Annotated in this window: 22 protein-coding genes and 1 tRNA gene; 18 read left to right on the top strand and 5 right to left on the bottom strand. The window is 67.5% G+C overall.

Going from position 1 to position 20063, the window contains the following annotated elements; translation table 11 throughout:
- Nucleotides 1–3: 3 nt before the first annotated feature.
- The 3 genes from K4043_RS12425 to K4043_RS12415 all read left to right on the top strand — a co-directional run bounded on the left by K4043_RS12425 (nt 4) and on the right by K4043_RS12415 (nt 1464).
- Nucleotides 4–324, top strand: a complete 321-nt coding sequence (locus tag K4043_RS12425; RefSeq protein ID WP_019185335.1) for a YbaB/EbfC family nucleoid-associated protein — start codon at nt 4–6, stop codon at nt 322–324.
- A gap of 99 nt (nt 325–423) precedes the next feature.
- Nucleotides 424–1023 (top strand): recombination mediator RecR, encoded by a 600-nt coding sequence (gene recR, locus K4043_RS12420; protein WP_265309516.1) that lies wholly within the window; start codon nt 424–426, stop codon nt 1021–1023.
- 81 nt (nt 1024–1104) lie between these two features.
- Nucleotides 1105–1464 (top strand): histidine triad nucleotide-binding protein, encoded by a 360-nt coding sequence (locus K4043_RS12415; RefSeq protein ID WP_265309515.1) that lies wholly within the window; start codon nt 1105–1107, stop codon nt 1462–1464.
- A 56-nt stretch (nt 1465–1520) separates the two neighbouring features.
- Here K4043_RS12415 and K4043_RS12410 read toward each other — a convergent pair whose 3' ends face one another.
- The 4 genes from K4043_RS12410 to K4043_RS12395 are packed head-to-tail and all read right to left on the bottom strand — an operon-like array spanning nt 1521 to nt 5895.
- Complete coding sequence (locus K4043_RS12410) at nt 1521–2045, bottom strand: Slp family lipoprotein (protein ID WP_019185338.1); 525 nt, start codon at nt 2043–2045, stop codon at nt 1521–1523.
- A complete protein-coding gene (locus K4043_RS12405; protein ID WP_123728508.1) occupies nt 2042–3991 on the bottom strand; it encodes a DUF3488 and transglutaminase-like domain-containing protein in 1950 nt (649 codons plus the stop codon). The genes K4043_RS12410 and K4043_RS12405 overlap by 4 nt, the downstream gene beginning before the upstream one ends.
- A complete protein-coding gene (locus tag K4043_RS12400) occupies nt 3984–4940 on the bottom strand; it encodes a DUF58 domain-containing protein (RefSeq protein ID WP_265309514.1) in 957 nt (318 codons plus the stop codon). Before K4043_RS12400 ends, K4043_RS12405 begins: the two co-directional genes overlap by 8 nt.
- 1 nt (nt 4941) lies before the next feature.
- Entirely contained in the window at nt 4942–5895 is a 954-nt protein-coding gene (locus K4043_RS12395) for a MoxR family ATPase (RefSeq protein ID WP_265309513.1), read from the bottom strand.
- Nucleotides 5896–5935: 40 nt separating this feature from the next.
- Between K4043_RS12395 and K4043_RS12390 the strand changes: the two genes are divergently transcribed.
- Nucleotides 5936–7777, top strand: a complete 1842-nt coding sequence (locus K4043_RS12390) for a glycosyltransferase family 39 protein (protein ID WP_265309512.1) — start codon at nt 5936–5938, stop codon at nt 7775–7777.
- Nucleotides 7778–7780: 3 nt separating this feature from the next.
- Here K4043_RS12390 and K4043_RS12385 read toward each other — a convergent pair whose 3' ends face one another.
- Nucleotides 7781–8353 carry a Maf family nucleotide pyrophosphatase gene (locus tag K4043_RS12385; protein WP_265309511.1) on the bottom strand — a complete coding sequence of 191 codons (573 nt, stop codon included), beginning with the start codon at nt 8351–8353 and terminating at the stop codon, nt 7781–7783.
- 114 nt (nt 8354–8467) lie between these two features.
- Here K4043_RS12385 and K4043_RS12380 point away from each other — a divergent pair, with 114 nt between their 5' ends.
- From K4043_RS12380 to K4043_RS12315, 14 genes are all read left to right on the top strand, one after another.
- Nucleotides 8468–8977 carry a YceD family protein gene (locus K4043_RS12380; protein WP_121043054.1) on the top strand — a complete coding sequence of 170 codons (510 nt, stop codon included), beginning with the start codon at nt 8468–8470 and terminating at the stop codon, nt 8975–8977.
- Nucleotides 8978–9085: 108 nt separating this feature from the next.
- Nucleotides 9086–9283, top strand: a complete 198-nt coding sequence (gene rpmF / locus K4043_RS12375; protein ID WP_017357626.1) for a 50S ribosomal protein L32 — start codon at nt 9086–9088, stop codon at nt 9281–9283.
- A gap of 88 nt (nt 9284–9371) precedes the next feature.
- Nucleotides 9372–10349: a beta-ketoacyl-ACP synthase III gene (locus K4043_RS12370; protein WP_123728513.1), complete on the top strand. Its 978-nt coding sequence runs from the start codon at nt 9372–9374 to the stop codon at nt 10347–10349.
- Between the two features lie 75 nt (nt 10350–10424).
- Nucleotides 10425–11207: a serine/threonine protein phosphatase gene (locus K4043_RS12365; protein ID WP_123728514.1), complete on the top strand. Its 783-nt coding sequence runs from the start codon at nt 10425–10427 to the stop codon at nt 11205–11207.
- An 88-nt stretch (nt 11208–11295) separates the two neighbouring features.
- Nucleotides 11296–12240, top strand: coding sequence for an ACP S-malonyltransferase (fabD, locus tag K4043_RS12360; RefSeq protein ID WP_265309510.1), 945 nt, complete (start codon nt 11296–11298; stop codon nt 12238–12240).
- 74 nt (nt 12241–12314) lie between these two features.
- Nucleotides 12315–13058 (top strand): 3-oxoacyl-ACP reductase FabG, encoded by a 744-nt coding sequence (gene fabG / locus K4043_RS12355; RefSeq protein ID WP_123728515.1) that lies wholly within the window; start codon nt 12315–12317, stop codon nt 13056–13058.
- Nucleotides 13059–13211: 153 nt separating this feature from the next.
- The gene (gene acpP, locus K4043_RS12350) at nt 13212–13451 is read left to right on the top strand and encodes an acyl carrier protein (RefSeq protein ID WP_017357544.1); all 240 of its coding nucleotides are present in this window, start codon (nt 13212–13214) and stop codon (nt 13449–13451) included.
- A gap of 136 nt (nt 13452–13587) precedes the next feature.
- Nucleotides 13588–14850, top strand: a complete 1263-nt coding sequence (gene fabF / locus K4043_RS12345) for a beta-ketoacyl-ACP synthase II (protein WP_123728516.1) — start codon at nt 13588–13590, stop codon at nt 14848–14850.
- Between the two features lie 95 nt (nt 14851–14945).
- Entirely contained in the window at nt 14946–16301 is a 1356-nt protein-coding gene (locus K4043_RS12340) for an aminodeoxychorismate synthase component I (protein WP_265309509.1), read from the top strand.
- A gap of 66 nt (nt 16302–16367) precedes the next feature.
- Nucleotides 16368–17429: an endolytic transglycosylase MltG gene (gene mltG / locus K4043_RS12335; RefSeq protein ID WP_265309508.1), complete on the top strand. Its 1062-nt coding sequence runs from the start codon at nt 16368–16370 to the stop codon at nt 17427–17429.
- Nucleotides 17426–18094, top strand: coding sequence for a dTMP kinase (tmk, locus tag K4043_RS12330; protein WP_123728518.1), 669 nt, complete (start codon nt 17426–17428; stop codon nt 18092–18094). The genes mltG and tmk overlap by 4 nt, the downstream gene beginning before the upstream one ends.
- Complete coding sequence (locus tag K4043_RS12325; RefSeq protein ID WP_176990982.1) at nt 18087–19046, top strand: DNA polymerase III subunit delta'; 960 nt, start codon at nt 18087–18089, stop codon at nt 19044–19046. The genes tmk and K4043_RS12325 overlap by 8 nt, the downstream gene beginning before the upstream one ends.
- Nucleotides 19043–19396 carry a PilZ domain-containing protein gene (locus K4043_RS12320; protein ID WP_088432861.1) on the top strand — a complete coding sequence of 118 codons (354 nt, stop codon included), beginning with the start codon at nt 19043–19045 and terminating at the stop codon, nt 19394–19396. Before K4043_RS12325 ends, K4043_RS12320 begins: the two co-directional genes overlap by 4 nt.
- 65 nt (nt 19397–19461) lie before the next feature.
- Nucleotides 19462–19536 (top strand) — tRNA-Val (locus K4043_RS12315).
- Nucleotides 19537–20063: the final 527 nt, after the last annotated feature.

Raw genomic sequence — 20063 nt, 5'->3', positions numbered from 1 at the left:
CCCATGCGCGGCAATATCGCCCAACTGATGCAGCAGGCCCAGAAGATGCAGGAAAACCTGCAGAAGGCCCAGGAAGACCTCGCCAAGCTGGAAGTGACCGGCAGTGCCGGCGGCGGCATGGTCAGCGTGACCCTGACCGGCACCAAGGAATGCCGCAAGGTGCGCATCGATCCGTCGGTGCTGTCCGATGCGGAAATGACCGAAGATCTGGTGGCCGCCGCGTTCAACGATGCCTCCAACAAGATCGACGCCGAGTCGAAGAACCGCATGGGTTCGGCGACCGCCGGCATGCAGCTGCCCCCGGGCATGAAGCTGCCGTTCTGACCCACCGCCTGCGCCGGGTGTCTGCCTGACGCGACCGTGGTGACCGCGCCGCGAAGCCTCCGGGCTTCGCGCGCTTGTTTCTGAGATGAGCGATCCGCCATGAGCCTGCCCCTGCTCGAACAATTGATCGAGGCCTTCCGCGTGTTGCCGGGCGTGGGCCAGAAGACCGCCCAGCGTATGGCGTACCACGTGCTGGAGCGCGAGCGCGAGGGCGGCCAGAAGCTGGCCGAGGTGCTGGCCAAGGCGATCGAGCGGATCGGGCATTGCGAACAGTGCCGGGATTTCAGCGAGACCGATATCTGTGCGGTCTGCGCCAACGGCAGCCGCGAGCGCCAGCAGTTGTGTGCGGTGGAATCACCGGCCGATCGCCTGGCGATCGAAACGGCCACCGGCTTCCGCGGGGTGTACTTCGTGCTGCAGGGGCGGCTGTCGCCACTGGACGGCATCGGCCCGCGCGAGCTGGGCCTGGATCAGCTGGAGGCGCGCCTGAAGCAGGGTGAGGTCAACGAGTTGATCATCGCCACCAGTGCCACCGTGGAAGGCGAAGCGACCGCACATTACCTGGCGCAGATGGCGCGCAGCTACAAGGTGCGGCCCAGCCGCCTCGCGCAGGGTCTGCCGCTGGGTGGCGAACTGGAATACGTGGATCGCGGCACGCTGTCGCACGCCTTCGGCACGCGTACCGAAGTGCAGGAATGACGCTGCGCACCGCGCGGCAATGATCGAAACCGGGGGCGCATCCGCGCTACTCTCCAAGGCCCTGTTCCACGAGGTGCCCTCATGAGCCACGACACCCTGTTCGGCAAGATCATCCGCCGCGAAATTCCCGCCACCATCGTCTACGAAGACGAGGAGGTGCTCGGCTTCAAGGACATCGCCCCGCAGGCGCCGGTGCACGTGCTGTTCATTCCCAAGCACGAGGCGATTCCCACCCTCGATGATGTGCAGCCGGAGCAGGCACACCTGATCGGCAAGCTGGCGATGGCCGCCGCGGATTACGCGCGCCGCGAAGGCTTCGCACAGGACGGCTACCGCATCGTCATGAACTGCCGTGAGCATGCCGGGCAGACCGTGTTCCATATCCACCTGCATCTGCTGGCCGGTGCGCCGCTGGGCCACTTCGGCACGCCGAACGGCTGAGGCGGCCAGGTGCAAACAAAAACGCCGCCCGAGGGCGGCGTTTCTGCGTCAGCGTGTTACCACCAGCCCCAGCCGCGGTAGCCCCAACCCGGACCCCAGCCCGGGCCCCACGGGCCGTACGGGTAGGCGGGCACCACATCCACCTGGCGCTGTTCCGGCCACAGGTAGATGACATCGGCGTCCAGCTTCGGCAGGCGGTAGTCGTACTCGCCGATCCGGGTGTTCTCGTAACCGCCGATCTTGCCGATGAAGGTCACATCGCGGCCCGGCTCGAACACCGCCGGATCGTAGAAGCCGGCGCGGCAGGCGATGAAGCGGCCGTCACTGGCGTCGGCCGAGGTGGTGCTCGGGCGGCCACTGCCGTTGAGCGGGCGCGAAATCATCTGGAAGCAGGTCTGGCCCTGGCCCGGATTGGTCTCGATGATGCGACCACCCCAGCGCACCGGGGTGCCCACCTGCTGGGTGGGAACCGCGTCGCGCGGGCTGACCATACTGAACTGCCCCTGCAGCGGCTTGGGCGCGGTGGCGCAGGCAGCCAGTGCCAGAGAGGCAGCAAGGGGAAGCAGGATTTGAATCTTCATGGGGATGCTCCGGAGGTCGGGCGATGCCTGCGCAGGTCGCGCAATAATGAAGTGAGGTCGACGTCAGCGCCAGCGTAGCGCGCCTGGACGAAACGCTCGCTGAGCGACAACAACGCCGGATCGGGACGGTGCTGATGTACCCGGCGGGCCCATGCGCTGGCGGGTTCGGCGCCAGCACGGGACAAGCCATAGCGGGCATACCGGCGTCCCAGCCGGTGCCAGGCCCGCAGCAGCGGGTCGCGCTCGCGTTCGCCCCGGGCCAGCAGCCATGCCATCCACCCTAGCGCGGTCAGCGCGAAGATGATGAAAATGCCGACCAGTTGGCTCGGATCCAGCCGCTCGAAACCAAACGGTTTAAGAAGCTGCTGCTGGCGGTTGGCATCGAAGGACAGGATCAGGTCGTTCCAGCCCCGGCGCAGCCAGTCGCCCATCTGCCCGATCTGCAGCCATCGGCTGTCCAGCGTGGCATCTGCGCCGTTGGCCAGGCGGTCTTCGATCGTGTCGTAGATGCGTTCGGGGGCGACGGCAGCGGTCGGGTCGACCCTTACCCAGCCGCGTCCGGGCAGCCAGACCTCGGCCCAGGCGTGGGCGTCCATCCGGCGCAGCACCCAGTAATCGCCATAGGGGTTGCGGATGCCACCGGCAAAGCCGGTCACGACCCGCGCCGGAATGCCGGCGTTGCGCATCAGCACTACGAACGAGGAGCTGAAGTGCTGGCAGAAGCCGGCCTGCTGATCGAACAGGAATTCATCCACGCCATCACGCCCGGGCTCGGGCGTGTCCAGGGTGTAGACGAAACGCGCGCGCACCCAGTCGAGCGCGCGCTGCACGATCGCGGCATCGTTGCTGCCGGCGTCCTGCCGCCACTGCCGGGCCAGCACCGCGGTTCGCGGGTTCAAGCCGTCCGGCAACTGCAGCGCCAGGCGCCGCTCGTAGGGCGTCAATGCCTCGGTGTAGGCCACGGCGGGTGCGGAGGTCAGCCGCCAGCGGGTGAGCGCGCTCAGGGACGCGTGGCTGCGCAGGCTGTGGTTGGCATCCAGATCGCTGCCGGCGGGCGCCTGCAGCGGCAGATCCAGTGCCACCAGTTGGCGGCGGTCGGTCGGCTCATAGTCGATCTGGTACTCCCACTGCGTGGCAGCATGGGTGACCGCCGCAGGCGCGCGCTCGATCAGATGCTTGTCCTGTTCCCAGCGCTTGCCGTCGAACAGGTTGAGCACCGGCCCGCGCCAATAGCGCTGCTGCGGTTCCGGAATCGCGCCGAAGAACTGCACGCGCAGCGCGGGGGTGTCATCGGCCATCAGGTCCAGCCATTGGCCGGGTTCCATGGTGTCAGACAGCCCCGGGTTGCCGACCGCGCGGTCGGGGATGCCCCACAGCGGTTCGCTCAACCGCGGGAACAGCCAGAAGCCGGCCAAGGCCAGCGGCAATCCGAGCAGCACCAGGCGGCCGATACCGCGCAGGTGGCGTTTGAGTGGTGCCGGTGGTGCCTGGCCCTCCAGATGCGCCAGCCGTTGCAGGGCAAGCAGTGCGACCAGGCCGGCCAGCACTGCCAGCGCCATCGTCGTGGGCCCCTGGTCGAGCAGGAAGGCGGCGAAGGGGGCGAACAGCGCAAAGCCGACCAGGCTGCGTGCATCGCGCAGGCTGCGCAGCTCGCTGGACTTGAGGGCGAGCATTGCCGCGAGCAGCGCGCAGCCGGTGTCACGGCCGGGCCGCGGCCCCATCTGCCAATAGATCGCGGCCAACATCGCGAGCACCAGCAGCAGGCGCAGTACACCGGGCAACAGGCGCTGGCGCGAGGCCAGTGCGGTCAGCACCGCCACGCCGGCGATCACGGCGGCCAGCAGGGTCGGCAGCTGCAGCAGCAATGGCAACAGGCACAGCGCGGCGCTGGCCAAGGTCCAGTAGCGGGCACCGGTGCCCAGCGCGGAGGCGGGTTGGTCAGTCATGCGGCATCAGCGCCAGGGCGCGCTGGCACAGATGGTGGTGGGCGCTGCCATTGCCGGGGCCGAGCACGGGTTGGCCGGGCAGGGTCAGCGTGTAGCGGCGCCCCTCGCGTTCGGCCAGATCCACCCAGTGTGCCAGCCGCGCGATGCGGGCTTCGGTCGGCAACGGTGACAGGTGGCGCCAGTCCAGCACGATCTCCACGCCTACCGGTTTTTCATACTCGCGCACCAGCAGCGTGTCGCGCCGCGCCGAGTGCTTCCACGCGATGCTGCGGGTGGGATCACCGGCGCGATACGGGCGCAGCTGATGCAGCTCGTCGCCGCTGGCATGCACGCGGGTATGCAGCGGATCGCCGCCACTTTCCGGCAGTGCCGGTGCGTGGGGTTCCGGTGCGGCGTACACCAGCAACGGCGTTTCCGGCCACACCCATGACCATGCGCGCACCAGTCCCAGCGGCTGCGTGGTGGCGATGCGGATCCGCTCCAGGTCGAACCAGCCGCGCTGATGCGTGGGCAGGTCCAGATCCACTTCGATCTGATCGCTGTCCACCAGATGGCCGAAGGCCGCCACGCCACCGTGTTCCACCTGCAGCCCGCGACGTGCGCGGGTGTCGTTGCGCGAAAGGCTGATGCGCAGGCGCAGGGGTGCACCGGCCGTCACCGGCTCGGCGGATATCGCGTCCACCTGCAGCGCGGAGAGCTGCAGATGTGCACTGATCGCGCTGGCGATGCTGACCGTCGCCAGCAGCAGGGCCAGCAGCAGGGCCGGGTTGTTGTTGTAGTTCAGTGCGCCCAGCAGCATTGCCGACAGCAGCACCGCGATGAACAGGCCAAAGCGCGTGGGCAGCACATAGATGCGGCGCCGATCGAAGCGGCGCGGCAGCTGCTCGGGGTGGCGTGGTCGCGCCAGGTGTTGCAGTTGCTGCCAGCGGGCTCCCCAGCCGCGGCGCATCTCAGTCGACCTGCACGGTCTGGAGGATGGCGCGCGCCAGCGCCGGGCCGTTGGAGGCTTCGGCTTCCGGCACCAGGCGATGCCCGGCCACCGCGACGAACAGGGTCTGCACGTCTTCGGGCACCACATGCGCGCGGCCCAGCAGCAGGGCATGCGCCTTCGCCGCGCGCAGCAGGGCCAGGCCGGCGCGTGGCGAGAGGCCCACGCGCACGCCGGCATGCTGGCGGCTGCGGGCCAGCAGTGCCTGCACGTAGGTGATCAGAGCTTCGCTGGCATGCACCTGGCCGACGGCCTCGCGCAGCGTGCGTACCTCCACCTCGCTCAATCGCGCGGTGGCCTGTGCGATCAGGTGGCGACGATCGGTGCCGCGCAGCAGTTCGCGCTCCGATTCCGGATTGGGGTAGCCCAGCGCCAGCCGCAGCAGGAAGCGGTCCAGCTGCGAGTCCGGCAGCGGGAACGTGCCCGACAGGTCGACCGAGTTCTGGGTGGCGATGACGAAGAAGGGATCGGGCAACGGATGGGTCACGCCATCGAGGGTGACCTGCTGTTCGGCCATCGCTTCCAGCAGCGCGCTCTGGGTGCGCGGCGGCGCGCGGTTGATCTCATCGGCCAGCAGCACGTGGGTGAAGACAGGGCCGGGGTGGAACTGGAACTGGCGACTGCCCGCGTCGTAGACCGAGACGCCGAGCACATCGGCCGGCAGCAGATCGGAGGTGAACTGCACGCGCTGGAAGCCCAGCCCGAGGCTGGAGGCCAGGGCGTGGGCGAGGGTGGTCTTGCCCAGGCCGGGCAGATCTTCGATCAGCAGGTGGCCGCCGGAGAGCAGCGCCACGAAGGCCAGCCGCACCTCCTGTGCCTTGCCCAGCACCAACCCGTTGACCTGATCCTGGGCGGCGCGAAGGGACTGTCGCAGTACATCGGTTAGCATGGCTGGCACGGGGGGCGAATGATCCATGTCCGTCTCGATTCGATGATTCCACTGATTCTATAGAGCAATGCAGGGCGAACAACGCGCACGCACCATATTCCTGTTGTTGTGGACGCTGGTCACCGCCGTCAAATTGGTGGTGGCCGCTCGTCTGCCCTTGTTCGTGGACGAAGCGTTCTACTGGCAGGAAGGCCAGCATCTGGCGGCGGCCTATTCCGATCTTCCCGGGCTGACTGCCTGGCTGGCCCGCCTGGGCGTGGAGATCAGCGGCAATCACGTGCTTGGGCTGCGCCTGCCGTTCCTGGCGATCGGTGCATGGCTGCCCTGGCTGGTCTCACGCATTGCCACGCGCTGGTTCGGCGCGGTGGCGGGGTGGCAGGCGGGCAGCCTGACGTTGTTGATGCCGCTGTCGGCCACGCTGGGCATGCTGGCCGTACCGGATGTGCCGATGGCGCTGGCCGCGGTGCTGTGCCTGGATGCCGGCGCGCGCCTGCTGCGCAGTGTCGATGCGGCGGCGGCGGTGAAGCTGGCCGCCGGCCTGTCGATCGGCGCGCTCAGCCATTACCGCTTCATCGGCGTGATCGTGGTCGGCTTCATCGCGCTGCTGGTCCTGCCGCAGGGCCGGCGCATGCTGCGCGATCCGCGCGTGTGGGTTGCCCTGGCCGTGGGCGTGGTGGCGTGGTTGCCCCTGTTGTCGTGGAATGCCGACAACCATGATGCGGGGCTGAAATTCCAGGTGGTCGAGCGCCATCCGTGGGCGTTCGAATGGAGCGGGCTGTGGTTCCTGGTGATCCAGCCGATGCTGGTCACCCCGATCCTGTGCATCGCGATGTGGAAGGTGGCCCTGGCCGGCACCCGCTCCGGGGGCGGTGCGCGTGCGCAGTGGCGCTACTTTGGCCTGATCGGTGCGGTGTCGACCCTGTCGATCTTCGCCCTGGGCTTTTTCACCGATGTGGAGCGCATCAGTTTCCATTGGCCGCTGCCCGGCTATCTCGCACTGCTGATCGCGGTGCCGGTGGTCCTCAACGGGTGGCCGCGCTGGCTGCGCCGCACCGGCTGGTGGTTGGCCGGCACCGGTCTGGCGCTGGCCTTCGGCTACTACCTGATGGCCTCCATGCCGATGGCGCGCGAGCAGTTGGCCGGCTACAAGTACTACCCGCGCAACTTTGCCGGCTGGCAGCCGTTGGCCCGCGCCGTGCGCGACGAACTCACGACGATGCCGCCCGGTACGCGCGTGCTCGCCGGCAATTTCAAGGTGGGCGCGGAGCTGGGCTTCCAGTTGGGCGACGCCTCGATCGAGGTGCTGCCGCATCCCTTGAACGACAAACATGGCCGCAGTGCACAGCTGGGTCTGTGGCATCTGCTGCACGACGGCAAGCGCGATGCGCCGATGCTGCTGGTGCTCGCGCCCAGCGATCAGCGCTATCGCGATCTGCTGGCGCGCTATCACGCGATCTGCGAGCAGGTGGGGCCGCTGCCGCCGCCACGCGTGGTCAGCAACGATCATGGCTACCAGCGCTTCCTGCTGTTCAAGCTGCCTGCCGAACGTGCCGATGGGCCGTGCGTGACGCCGGCGATGGCCTGGCTGGATGCGCCGCAGTCCGGGGCAACCGTGGGCGACACCCTCGAGGTGCATGGTTGGGCCTTCAAGGACGGCGTGGGCATCGAACGGGTCGCGCTGTTCATCGATGGCAAGCCGGTGGGGGACGCGGCCTATGGGCGCGCCTTCGACATCACCACGGCCTGGAAGATCTCCACGGATGCGCAGCACCCCCATGTGGCCTTCGATGCCGCGCTGGACACCCGCCACCTTGCCCCGGGCCGTCATTGGCTAGGGATGACGCTGCACGGCAAGGACGGCAGTGTGGAGCAGTGGCAGGAGCAGGCGTTCGTCGTTCCCGCGCGCTGAGGCTCAGGGCAGGGTGTAGCCGGCCTGCCGCAGCAGCTGGCTCAGCGCGATCAGCGGCAGCCCGATCAGCGCGGTCGGATCACGGTTCTCGATCGCCTCGAACAGCGTGATGCCCAGCCCTTCGCACTTGAAGCCGCCCGCACAGTCCAGCGGTCGCTCGGCGGCCACGTAGCGTTCGATGTCCGCCGACCCCAGCGTGCGGAAGTGGACCCGGGTCAGATCACAGGCCTCCAGGACCTCGCCGTCGCGTACCAGGCTCACCGCCGTATGGAAGTCGACCACCTGCCCGGACATCGCCGCCAGCTGGGCATGGGCGCCCTCGACCGTGCCGGGCTTGCCCAGCGGGGCCCCGTTCAGTTCCGCCACCTGGTCCGAGCCGATCACCCACTTGCCCGGGTGCAGGCGGGCGACGGCCTCGGCCTTGGCCCGCGCCAGCCGCACGGCCACGGCCCGTGGGGCCTCGTGGGGGGCAGGGGTCTCATCCACCTCGGGGCGAGCGGTCTCCAGGGGCAGGCCGAGCCGCTCCAGCAGCTCACGGCGGTAGCGGGAAGTAGAGGCAAGCAGCAGCGGGGTCATGCGACAATACCGGGCACGGAAGGCCGGCAGTCTGGGCCCTTCGGACGGGAATCGGCAACCTGACTGCGCAGGTATTTGACAGCGGCCCGGACGATCCTTAACATTCAGCGGCTTATGTCCGCAAACGTGCCCGAAATGCTGGATGCTTGGCGGATGGTCGCAGCACGCAGGTGCTTCGACGGCCAGGTGGATCTAGCGGAATTGACCCGCCTCCAGGGCCTTGTCGCCGATACCGAAGGAACGTGCACCTATGCACTGGAATTCGCGCACGACGACATCCTGCAGGTATCCTATGTTGAACTGTCCATCGACACCGCGCTGCCGCTGATCTGTCAGCGCAGCCTGCAGCGTTTCCTGTTGCCGGTTTCGATGGTGCAGCGGCTCGGTCTGATCCGCAGCGAAGAGGAAGAATCCTCGCTGCCGGAAGGCTGGGAACCGTGGCTGGTGCCGGAAGACGGCATGCTGCGACCGCTGGAACTGGTCGAGGACGAACTCGTCCTGGCCGTGCCCGTCGTGCCGCTGTCTCCCGATGGTGAGGCCGTGGACAAGGACTGGGCACCGACCGAAGAAGAAATCAGCAAGGCCAATCCGTTCGCGGCGTTGGCGGCACTGAAAAAACAATAGCAGCCGGATTGTCGTCGGCGGCTGCGGCGAAAGCGAAAACTGTGCTGGGCGCTGGCGTCCTGCGCGACGATACGACGAAGCAAAACGAACCGAGTTTGGAGCAATCCCATGGCTGTGCAGAAATCCCGTGTCACCCCGTCCCGCCGCGGTATGCGCCGTGCGCATGACGCCCTGAGCGCCAAGCAGCTGTCCACCGATCCGACCACCGGTGAAGTGCATCTGCGTCACCACATCACCGCTGACGGTTTCTACCGCGGCAAGAAGGTGATCACGACCAAGTCGAACTCGGCCGTCGAAGAAGATTGATTTGTGAAGGCCGCTGCCCGGTCGGGCGGCGGCCTTTACCCCATTCTTCCCGGTCATCACGTTTGGTGATCGAGCTACAGGACATGCAATGAGCAAGCGGATCTACTCGAGGATCGCGGGCACCGGTAGTTATTTGCCCGAAAAAGTGTTGACCAACCAGGATCTGGAGAAAATGGTCGACACCAGCGATGAGTGGATTCAATCGCGCACTGGTATCCGCGAACGGCACATTGCGGCCGAGAACGAGACCACCAGCGACCTCGGCTACCACGCCGCGGTGCGTGCGCTTGAAGCGGCCGGTATCGACGCTTCGCAGCTCGACATGATCGTGGTGGGTACCACCACGCCTGACCTGATTTTCCCGTCCACCGCGTGCCTGATCCAGGCCAAGCTCGGTGCGACCGGCTGCCCCGCCTTCGACGTCAACGCCGCCTGTTCGGGCTTCGTGTTCGCGTTGAGCGTGGCCGACAAATTCATTCGTTCCGGTGATGCACGCCATGTGCTGGTCATCGGTGCGGAAACGCTGACCCGTATCGTCGACTGGACCGAGCGCACCACCTGCGTGCTGTTCGGCGATGGCGCGGGCGCCGTCGTGCTCAAGGCCGACGAAGAGACCGGCATCCTCAGCACCCACCTGCATTCCGATGGCAGCAAGAAAGAGCTGCTGTGGAACCCGGTGGGCGTGTCGGCCGGCTTCGGCGAGGGCGAGAACGCCCGCGGCGCGATCCTGATGAAGGGCAACGACGTGTTCAAGTACGCCGTCAAGGCGCTGGACTCGGTCGTCGATGAAACCCTGGAAGCCAACGCGCTGACCAAGGACGACCTGGATTGGCTGATCCCGCACCAGGCCAACCTGCGCATCATCGAAGCCACCGCCAAGCGCCTGGAGATGTCCATGGACCAGGTGGTGGTGACGGTCGACAAGCACGGCAACACCTCCTCGGCCTCCGTGCCGATGGCGCTGGACCACGCGGTCCGCTCCGGCCGTGTGGAGCGCGGCCAGCTGCTGCTGCTGGAAGCCTTCGGCGGCGGCTTCACGTGGGGTTCTGCTCTGCTGCGCTATTGATAGTGTCAGTTACGACAACGTGACGCTGTCGTTACGGCCCCATTACGGGGCCGTATGCATTTCAGGAGAACTGCCATGGTTGAGCCCATCGTCATCGAGGGCCAACGCGCCTGGCTGAAGCAGTACGGGGAAGGAAGCCGGGTGGTCGCACTGGGCCTGCTGAACTTCATCGCCCGCCGCTTCCAGCTCGATGCTCTGCGCCCACCGCCGCACCGTGGCGGTGACGCCGCCCGCGAAACCGAAGCCCGCCGCCTGTCCGAACTGCAAGCCCAGGGTGTCAACGTCCCCAGCGTGATCGGCAGCGGTCATGCCGCCCTCGTGCTGGGCGACAACGGCTCCTCGTTCAATACCTGCCTGCGCGAAGCCGACGATGCCGGCCGCGATCGCCTGGTGTCCGCGGCCATGAACGCGATCGCCCAGGCGCACCAGAAGGGCGCCTATTTCGGCCAGCCGCTCCCGCGCAACCTCACCTGGGATGGCAAGGCCATCGGCTTCATCGACTTCGAAGAAGACCCCCTCGAAGTCATGGACCTCGCCCAGGCCCAGGCCCGCGACTGGCTGATGTTCGGTTACGGCGTTGCCAAGTACTACGAAGACCGTCCCCAGCAGCTCCAGGCCCTCATGGCCCAGGCCATGGACGGCGCCGAGGCCCCGGTCCTCGCCCACGCCCACGACGTCACCGGCCGGCTCCAGGGTCTGGCCCGCGCCAGCCTGAAGATGGGCCGCTCCGCCCGCGCACTGGCGCACTCCATCCTCATCGTGCACGGCGCCACCACGCTGGGCGTGTTGATGGTCGTCGCGCTCTGCTTCGATTTCTTCACCGATGGCGACCTGGACATCCTCCAGCTGTTCACCTGAGGAACGGCCCCACATACGCGGCAGTACAGACGAAGGGCGACGTTCCCCTTTATCATTCGCCGTTCGATTTTTGCAGGCGGATGATCGCGTGACCGATACCAATCTCGCATTCGTGTTCCCGGGCCAGGGCTCGCAGTCGCTGGGCATGCTGGCCGAACTGGCCGAGCTGCACCCGCAGATCCGCGAGGCCTTCACCGAAGCCTCCGACGGCGCCGGTGTCGACCTGTGGGCGCTGTCGCAGGGCGGTCCCGAGGAAATGCTCAACCGCACTGAATACACCCAGCCGGCCCTGCTGGCCGCCAGCATCGGCGTGTGGCGTGCCTGGAACGCCGTTGGCGGCGCCCAGCCGGCCGTCCTGGCCGGCCACAGCCTCGGCGAATACACCGCCCTGGTGGCCGCCGGCGCGCTGACCCTGCGTGACGGCGCGCACCTGGTGCGCCTGCGCGGCCAGCTGATGCAGGAGGCCGCCCCGACGGGCGTGGGCGCCATGGCCGCCGTGCTCGGCGCCGAAGACGCGCTGGTCGTGGAGGTCTGCGAGCAGGCCGCCGGCAGCCAGGTCGTCGTGCCCGCCAATTACAACTCGCCCGGCCAGATCGTCATCGGTGGTGACGCGGCCGCCGTGGATCGTGCGCTGGCGCTGCTCGCCGAGAAGGGCGTCCGCAAGGCCGTCAAGCTGGCTGTCAGCGTGCCCTCGCACACCCCGCTGATGCGCGAAGCCGCCAACCGCCTGGCCGAAACCATGGCCGGCCTGGACTGGCGCGCCCCGGCCCTGCCGGTGGTGCAGAACGTGGATGCCCGCGTGCATGACGGCGTGGATGCCATCCGCCAGGCACTGGTGCAGCAGCTGTACTTGCCCGTGCAGTGGACCGGCTGCGTGCAGGCGCTGGCCGCCCGTGGCGTCACCCGCGTGGCCGAATGCGGCCCGGGCAAGGTGCTGAGCGGATTGATCAAGCGCATCGACAAATCGCTGGACGCGCGCACACTGTCCACGCCCGCCGATTTCGAGACGGCCCGCGAGATCTGGGCCGCCTGATGTCTTCCGATCGCGCCCGTGCTGGAATGGCGTCGCGCCAGACCGGCCGGACCGGTCCCGTTTGAGGAAATGAGATGAGCAAGCCCCTTCAGGGTGAAATCGCACTGGTCACCGGCGCCAGCCGGGGTATCGGTGCCGCGATCGCCGATGCACTGGCCGCGCAGGGCGCGACCGTCATCGGCACCGCCACCACCGACGCCGGTGCCGCCGCCATTGGCGAGCGTCTGGCTGCCGTGGGTGGCCACGGCCGCGCGCTGAACGTCACTGACGCTGCTTCGCTGGAGGCCGTGCTGGACGGTATCGCCAAGGAATTCGGCGCCATCAGCATCCTGGTCAACAACGCCGGCATCACCCGCGACAACCTGTTGCTGCGGATGAAGGAAGAAGACTGGCAGGCGATCCTGGACACCAACCTGACCAGCGTCTTCCGCACCTCCAAGGCCGTCCTGCGCGGCATGATGAAGGCGCGCAAGGGCCGCATCATCAACATCGCCTCGGTGATCGGCGTGACCGGCAATGCCGGCCAGGCCAACTACGCCGCGGCCAAGGCCGGCATCATTGCCTTCTCCAAGTCGCTGGCCAAGGAAATCGGCTCGCGCGGGATCACCGTCAACGTGGTCGCGCCGGGCTTCATCGATACCGACATGACCAAGGCCCTGCCGGAAGAGCAGCGCACCGGCCTGGTCAAGTCGATCGCCCTGGAGCGGCTCGGCGAGCCGTCCGATATCGCCAACGCGGTGGCGTTCCTGGCCGGTCCTTCGGCCAGCTACATCACCGGCGAAACCCTCCATGTGAACGGCGGCATGTACATGCCGTAAGCATGTGGCGCAAGGATTGCGCCGCAAGTGGTTGATCCGTTTGATGTTTTGCTGCAATGCAAGGTGTCGCTGGTTTCCACTACACTATCCCACGGTCATCCCTCACCGGATGGCGTCATTTTTGAACCACTACTCCATCTGGAGCGATATCCAATGAGCACCATCGAAGAACGCGTCAAGAAAATCGTCGTCGAACAGCTTGGCGTCAAGGAAGAGGAAGTCACCAACAGCGCATCGTTCGTCGATGACCTGGGCGCTGACTCGCTGGACACCGTTGAACTGGTGATGGCGCTGGAAGAAGAGTTCGAGTGCGAAATCCCGGACGAAGAAGCCGAAAAGATCAGCACCGTGCAGGCTGCGATCGACTACATCAACGCCCACGTCAAGGCTTGATGTCAGGCGGCTCGTGCGCGGCCGTGGCGATCGCTGCGACCGCGTGCGGCAAACCCATGGGGCCGCGCTTGCGGCCCTGTGCTTTTGAGCGTTATACCGCGTGATACCCGCAACACCCGGGTCAGGAGAATCTGCAATGAAGCGTCGCGTCGTCGTTACCGGCATGGGCATGGTCTCGCCATTGGGCAATGATATGGCCAGCAGTTGGAAGGGCATCACCGAAGGCCGTTCCGGCATCGGTCCGCTGACCAACGTTTCGCAGTCCTACCTGGACCGTTTCACCACCAAGATCGCAGGTGAGGTCAGGGACTTCGACATCACCGCCGACAACGAACAGTTCGGCACATTCCGGGTCACTGGCAAGGATGCCAAGAAGATGGACCCGTTCATTCACTACGGCCTCGGTGCCGCCTTCATGGCCTTGAACGATTCGGGCCTGGAAATCACCGACGGCAATGCCGAGCGCATCGGCGCCATCGTGGGCGCGGGCATCGGCGGCCTGCTGGGCATCGAAGAGCAGACCATCGATTTCCACGAAGGCAAGAAGATCTCGCCCTTCTACGTGCCCAAGACCATCATCAACATGCTCCCGGGCCAGCTGAGCATCATCACCGGCCTGAAGGGGCCGTCGTTCTCGGCGGTGTCCGCCTGCGCGACCTCGAACCACTCGATCGGCACCGCCATGCGCATGATCCAGTACGGCGATGCGGACGTGATGGTGGTCGGCGGTGCCGAGCGCGGCTCCTCGCCGACCGCCCTGGGCGGCTTCTGCGCGATGAAGGCGATGAGCACCCGCAACGATGCGCCGGCGGAAGCCTCGCGCCCGTGGGACAAGGAACGCGACGGCTTCGTGCTCGGCGACGGTGCCGGCATCCTGATCCTCGAAGAGTACGAGCACGCCAAGGCGCGTGGCGCGCGCATCTATGCCGAGCTTGCCGGTTTCGGCGCCAGCTCGGACGCGTACCACATGACCGCCCCGAGCGAGAACGGCGAAGGCGCGGCGCGCTGCATGACCATGGCGTTGAAGGACGCCGGCGTGACCCCGGACCAGGTCGGTTACCTCAACGCGCACGGCACTTCCACGCCGCTGGGCGACCTGGGTGAAACCATGGCCATGAAGACCGCCTTCGGCGACCACGCCTACAAGATGATGGTCAGCTCCACCAAGTCGATGACCGGCCACCTGCTCGGCGCGGCCGGCGGCGTGGAAGCGATCTTCTCGGTGCTGGCGCTGCGCGACAACATCATTCCGCCGACCATCAACCTGCATGAAGCGGGCGAGGGCTGCGACCTGGATTACGTGCCCAACACCGCACGCGAGGCCAAGGTCGATGTGGTGATGTCCAACGGCTTCGGCTTCGGCGGCACCAACGGCACGCTGGTGTTCAAGCGCGTCTGACCGCCCGTTCCGAGTACTCCCACCCGGGCCGCCATCATGGCGGCCTTGGTGTATCTGGCCCCCGCGCACGCTGCGCGCCCTTCCGGTGTCCTGCCATGTTCCAGACGCTTCCGCTGCCCGCCACCACCGATCTGCTGGCCCTGCAGCGCCTGGCCCCGCAGCGCTACCCGCTGCTGATGGAGTCCACCGCCTCGGGCACCGCGCAGGGCCGCTGGGATCTGCTGCTGATGGGCAACGGGGAATCCCTCGCACTGCACGCCGACGGCGTGGTGCGCGATGCGGATGGCGTCGCGCATGACGGCCGCTTCCTTGATGTGCTGGATGCGCACTGGGCCGCCCTGCGGCTGCCGCGCGAAGAGACGACGCTGCCGTTCCGTGGTGGCTGGGCACTGATGCTGGATTACGAGCTGGCTGGCCAGATCGAGGGCGTGCTGGCCTTGCCTGCGCGCGCCGATGGGCTGCCCGCCGCGCTGGCGCTGCGCTGCCCGGCGGCGGTACTGCACGACCGCGTGCGCGGTCAGTTCCATGCCGTGTGCGAGCCCGGCCAGGCCGCGCTGCTGCAGACCCTGCAGGGTGACCTCGCCGCGGCCGCCACGCTGGCGCCGTTGCCGACGTGGCAGCCACCGGTCGCGCTCGGTGAGGACGCGCCACAGCGCTTCACCGACGGCGTCGGCAAGGTGATCGATTACCTGCGCGCGGGTGACGTGTTCCAGGTGAACCTGTCGCGCCGCTGGAACGCGCAGTTCGCCGAGGCGCTCTCGCCGCAGGCGCTGTACGCGCAGCTGCGCGTGGCCAACCCCGCACCGTTCGCCGGGCTGTTCATGGCGCAGGGCAGGGCGGTGGTCAGCTCCTCGCCCGAGCGGCTGGTTTCGGTGCATGGCGATGACGTGCAGACCCGCCCGATCGCCGGCACCCGCCCGCGCTTCGCCGGCGATGACGATGCCGCGCGCATCCAGGAACTGGTCGGCCATCCCAAGGAACGCGCCGAGCACGTGATGCTGATCGATCTGGAGCGCAACGACCTCGGCCGCATCTGCGCGCCGGGCAGCGTGGAGGTGGATGAGCTGATGACCGTGGAGAGCTACGCCCACGTGCACCACATCGTCAGCAACGTGCGTGGTCGCCTGCGCGAGGACGTCAGCCCGGGCCAGGTGATCGCCGCGACCTTCCCCGGCGGCACCATCACCGGCTGCCCCAAAGTGCGCTGCATGCAGATCATCGCCGAGCTGGAGCAGACCGCGCGTGGCGCCTACACCGGCGCGTTCGGCTGGCTGAACCGCGATGGCGATCTGGACCTGAACATCCTGATCCGCACCGCCGAAGTGGCCGGCGACACCGCCAGCTTCCGCACCGGGGCCGGGATCGTGGTCGATTCGGTGGCCGACAAGGAACTGGACGAAACCCGCGCCAAGGCCCGTGGCCTGCTGCGTGCGCTGGGCAGCGATGCCTGAGCCGTTTGGCGGTGTGCAGCACCCGCGCGGTATGCTGCGCGGCGAAGAAATGGATTCGAGGTGAGCATGGCGGGTGCGAAACGGGGATGTCTGGCCGTACTGGCCGTGTTGCTGGTGCTGGCCCTGCTGGTGGCGGCCGCAGGGGCATGGTTCTGGCATCGCCAGGGCGCCTTTGCCGATGCGCCGGTCACCCCCAGCGCGGAGAGCGTGGTGATTGCCTCCGGTGATGGCTTCAGCACCGTGCTCGGCAAGCTGCGCCAGGCCGGCGTGGACGAAGGCAGCGACACCCAGTGGCAGCTGCTGGCGCGCCAGCTCGACGCCGCCGGCAAGCTCAAGGTGGGTGAATACGCGCTCGATCCCGCGCTGACCCCGCGCGAGCTGCTGACCCGCATGCGCCAGGGCCGCGTCCTGCAGCACCGCGTCACCATCGTGGAAGGCTGGAACATCCGTCAGCTGCGTGCTGCGCTCAAGCGCGCCGATCCGCTGGTGCACACCACCGACGAACTGGACGATGCCGCCCTGATGAAGGCGGTCGGCTTCCCCGGCGAACACCCGGAAGGCCGCTTCCTGCCCGAGACCTACGTCTACCAGCGTGGCGACAGCGACATCGACGTGCTCAAGCGCGCGCATGCCGCGATGGAAAAAGAACTCACCGCCGCGTGGGACAGCCGCGTGGAGGATCTGCCGCTGAACTCGCCGTATGAGCTGCTGATCCTCGCCTCGATCATCGAGAAGGAAACCGCACTGCCCAGCGAGCGCCCGCAGATCGCCGGGGTGTTCATGCGCCGCCTAAAGATCGGCATGCGCCTGCAGACCGACCCGACCGTGATCTACGGCATCGGCAGCAGCTACGACGGCAACATCCGCAAGCGCGACCTCACCACCGATACGCCGTACAACACGTACACGCGCGCCGGCCTGACCCCGACCCCGATCGCCATGCCCGGGCGCGATGCGCTGCATGCCGCAGCGCAGCCAGCCAAGGGTGACGCGCTGTACTTCGTGGCCGTGGGCGATGGCAGTGGCGCGCACATCTTCTCCGCCAACTACACCGACCACAACGCCGCCGTTGCCCGCTACCTGCAGCAACTGCGCAGCAAACGCACCAACGAGGCCGCACCCCAATGAGTCCCGCGCTGCACCGGCACCCGCATTTCGTCAGCCTGGAAGGGGGCGAGGGCGCCGGCAAGACCACCGCCATCAACGCGATCCGCGAGGCCTTGCAGGCGCGCGGGCATGAGGTGGTGCTGACCCGCGAACCCGGCGGCACCGCCCTGGCCGAGCGCATCCGCGCGCTGGTGCTCAAGCCGGATGCGGAGATCGCCGCCGAGCCGCTCTCGGCCGAGGCCGAGCTGCTGCTGGTGTTCGCCGCCCGCGCCCAGCACGTGCGCCAGGTGATCGCCCCGGCGCTGCAACGCGGCGCCTATGTGCTGTGCGACCGCTTCACCGATTCCAGCTACGCCTACCAGGGCGGCGGCCGCGGCCTGGACCCGGCGTGGATCGCCGATCTGGAGCGCCGCGCCGTCGGCCTGCTGCCCGGCCTGACCCTGCTGCTGGATGTGGACGTGGCCGTCGGCCGTGCCCGCGCCAACGGCCGCGACCTGTGGCCGGACCGCATCGAAAGCGAGCACGATGATTTCTTCCAGCGGGTGCGCGCGGTGTTCCGCCAGCGTGCCAGCGAAGACCCCGCACGTTACCGCCTGATCGACGCCAGCCAGGACCAGGCCGGCGTCGCCGGCGCGGTGGTGGCGGCCGTGGAGGCATGGTTGGCACAGGAGCCGGATCGTGGCTGAACCCTTTTCCCCCTGGCAGCAGCGCGCCTATGACCAGACCGTGGCCGCGCTCGACGCCGGTCGCCTCGGCCATGGCCTGCTGTTCTGCGGCCCGGCCGGCCTGGGCAAGCTCGGCGTCGCGCTGCGGCTGGCCGAGCACGTGCTGGGGCAGGGTGAGCCTGCGGCCGCCAAGCGCAGCGCCCAGCTGCTGGCCGCCGGCACCCACCCGGACCTGCAGCGGATCTCGTTCATCCCCAACAAATCCGGCGACAAGCTGCGCACCGAGATCGTGATCGAGCAGATCCGCGAGGTCTCGCAGAAGCTCTCGCTGACCCCACAGTACGGCGTGGCCCAAGTGGTGATCGTCGATCCCGCCGACGCCATCAACCGCGCCGCCTGCAACGCCCTGCTCAAGACCCTGGAAGAGCCGCAGCCCGGCCGCTACCTGTGGCTGATCAGCGCCGACCCCGCGCGCCTGCCGGCTACCATCCGCAGCCGCTGCCAGCGCCTGGAGTTCAAGCTGCCGCCGCGCGAGGAAGCGCTCGCCTGGTTGCAGACCCTGGGCCACAGCGAAGCCAGCGCCCGCGAAGCATTGGATGCCGCCCGCGGCCACCCCGGCCTGGCCGACCAGTGGCTGCGCGAAGACGGCCTGGCCCTGCGCCGCCAGGTCGCCACCGACCTGGAAGCCCTCGTTGCCGGCCGCTCCGGTGCGGTGGAACTGGCCCAGCGCTGGACCGCCGACGACAACGCGGCCCTGCGCCTGCGCCACGCCGCCGATCTCGCCCTGGCCCAGGCCACCGGCGGTGGCTTGACCGATCCCGATCGATTGCACAAGCTGGCCGCCTGGTTCGATGCGGCCAACCGCACCCGCGACCTGCTGCGCACCACGGTGCGCGCCGATCTTGCGGTGGTTGAGCTGCTGCTGGCCTGGGGAAAGGTCAACGAACGGCACGCCAAGGGGAATAGAGCATGAGCGCCACCAACGCCCGACAGGGCATCCTGTCCCTTGCCGTCAAGGACAAGGCCGCGCTGTACAGCGCCTACATGCCGTTCGTGAAGAACGGCGGCATCTTCGTGCCCACGCCCAAGCGCTACTTCCTGGGCGATGAGGTGTTCCTGCTGCTCACCCTGCCGGACTCCAGCGAGCGTCTGCCGGTGGCCGGCAAGGTGATCTGGGTGACCCCCGCCGGGGCCCAGGGCAACCGCGCGGCAGGCATCGGCGTACAGCTGGCCGATGGCGCGGAAGGGGAGACCGTCCGCCACCGGATCGAGACGCTGCTGGCCGGCATCCTGACCGCGGACAAGCCCACGCACACGATGTGAAGAAATTTCGGTGAAACCGTTGACGTCAAAATTTGCCGCCCTATAATGAGCGGCTCAGCAGCATCGGGCGGTTAGCTCAGCGGTAGAGCATTGCCTTCACACGGCAAGGGTCACAAGTTCGAACCTTGTACCGCCCACCATGATTCAGTCGAAAAAGCCTCCGGAAACGGGGGCTTTTTTGTTGGGTTGGATTAGCCATTCCAGGCTTGAGCAGGGCGACTTGGCGGACGGAATGGGCGTCCCTAATATCCTCCGCATAGGTGGGACAATCACGCCGCAACGCAATCGGATGGGGGCGTTGAATAATCGCCTGGGCGAATCGTCGCTCAATAGAGTGACGAATGGAGAATGTTCATGGAAGGAACGATTGGAACCCTGGCTCGGGTAGTGATGTGGGTCGGCCTGGCTGCCTTCGCCTGCAGTGCGCAAGCGTCTGGCGCTGACAAGCCGCCTTCGTTTGAGGAAGTGAAGGCAGCGGCGAAGGCTGGCAGCGCGGAAGCCGAGAATGACCTGGGTAACAGGTACCTTCAGGGCGCTGGCGTTGCCAAAGACGAGGTGCAGGCGGCGATCTGGTATCGCAAAGCGGCTGAGCAGGGCTATGCGCCGGCCCAATCCGCGCTCGGCGGATTGTATCTGCACGGAGTTGGCGTGCCGCCAGACGCGATGC

The sequence above is a fragment of the Stenotrophomonas sp. SRS1 genome (assembly GCF_026130205.1).
GTDB classification, from domain to species: Bacteria; Pseudomonadota; Gammaproteobacteria; order Xanthomonadales; family Xanthomonadaceae; genus Stenotrophomonas; species Stenotrophomonas rhizophila_B.
The sequence above is the reverse complement of the archived record's forward strand: the minus strand, read 5'-3'. Positions and strand labels throughout refer to the sequence as shown.

What these genes read in the sequence shown, in the direction of transcription:
- K4043_RS12425 (WP_019185335.1), top strand. Translation starts at nt 4, where the DNA reads ATGCGCGGCAATATCGCCCAACTGATGCAGCAGGCCCAGAAGATGCAG.
- recR (WP_265309516.1), top strand. Translation starts at nt 424, where the DNA reads ATGAGCCTGCCCCTGCTCGAACAATTGATCGAGGCCTTCCGCGTGTTG.
- K4043_RS12415 (WP_265309515.1), top strand. Translation starts at nt 1,105, where the DNA reads ATGAGCCACGACACCCTGTTCGGCAAGATCATCCGCCGCGAAATTCCC.
- K4043_RS12410 (WP_019185338.1), bottom strand. Translation starts at nt 2,045, where the DNA reads ATGAAGATTCAAATCCTGCTTCCCCTTGCTGCCTCTCTGGCACTGGCT.
- K4043_RS12405 (WP_123728508.1), bottom strand. Translation starts at nt 3,991, where the DNA reads ATGACTGACCAACCCGCCTCCGCGCTGGGCACCGGTGCCCGCTACTGG.
- K4043_RS12400 (WP_265309514.1), bottom strand. Translation starts at nt 4,940, where the DNA reads ATGCGCCGCGGCTGGGGAGCCCGCTGGCAGCAACTGCAACACCTGGCG.
- K4043_RS12395 (WP_265309513.1), bottom strand. Translation starts at nt 5,895, where the DNA reads ATGGATCATTCGCCCCCCGTGCCAGCCATGCTAACCGATGTACTGCGA.
- K4043_RS12390 (WP_265309512.1), top strand. Translation starts at nt 5,936, where the DNA reads ATGCAGGGCGAACAACGCGCACGCACCATATTCCTGTTGTTGTGGACG.
- K4043_RS12385 (WP_265309511.1), bottom strand. Translation starts at nt 8,353, where the DNA reads ATGACCCCGCTGCTGCTTGCCTCTACTTCCCGCTACCGCCGTGAGCTG.
- K4043_RS12380 (WP_121043054.1), top strand. Translation starts at nt 8,468, where the DNA reads ATGTCCGCAAACGTGCCCGAAATGCTGGATGCTTGGCGGATGGTCGCA.
- rpmF (WP_017357626.1), top strand. Translation starts at nt 9,086, where the DNA reads ATGGCTGTGCAGAAATCCCGTGTCACCCCGTCCCGCCGCGGTATGCGC.
- K4043_RS12370 (WP_123728513.1), top strand. Translation starts at nt 9,372, where the DNA reads ATGAGCAAGCGGATCTACTCGAGGATCGCGGGCACCGGTAGTTATTTG.
- K4043_RS12365 (WP_123728514.1), top strand. Translation starts at nt 10,425, where the DNA reads ATGGTTGAGCCCATCGTCATCGAGGGCCAACGCGCCTGGCTGAAGCAG.
- fabG (WP_123728515.1), top strand. Translation starts at nt 12,315, where the DNA reads ATGAGCAAGCCCCTTCAGGGTGAAATCGCACTGGTCACCGGCGCCAGC.
- acpP (WP_017357544.1), top strand. Translation starts at nt 13,212, where the DNA reads ATGAGCACCATCGAAGAACGCGTCAAGAAAATCGTCGTCGAACAGCTT.
- fabF (WP_123728516.1), top strand. Translation starts at nt 13,588, where the DNA reads ATGAAGCGTCGCGTCGTCGTTACCGGCATGGGCATGGTCTCGCCATTG.
- K4043_RS12340 (WP_265309509.1), top strand. Translation starts at nt 14,946, where the DNA reads ATGTTCCAGACGCTTCCGCTGCCCGCCACCACCGATCTGCTGGCCCTG.
- mltG (WP_265309508.1), top strand. Translation starts at nt 16,368, where the DNA reads ATGGCGGGTGCGAAACGGGGATGTCTGGCCGTACTGGCCGTGTTGCTG.
- tmk (WP_123728518.1), top strand. Translation starts at nt 17,426, where the DNA reads ATGAGTCCCGCGCTGCACCGGCACCCGCATTTCGTCAGCCTGGAAGGG.
- K4043_RS12320 (WP_088432861.1), top strand. Translation starts at nt 19,043, where the DNA reads ATGAGCGCCACCAACGCCCGACAGGGCATCCTGTCCCTTGCCGTCAAG.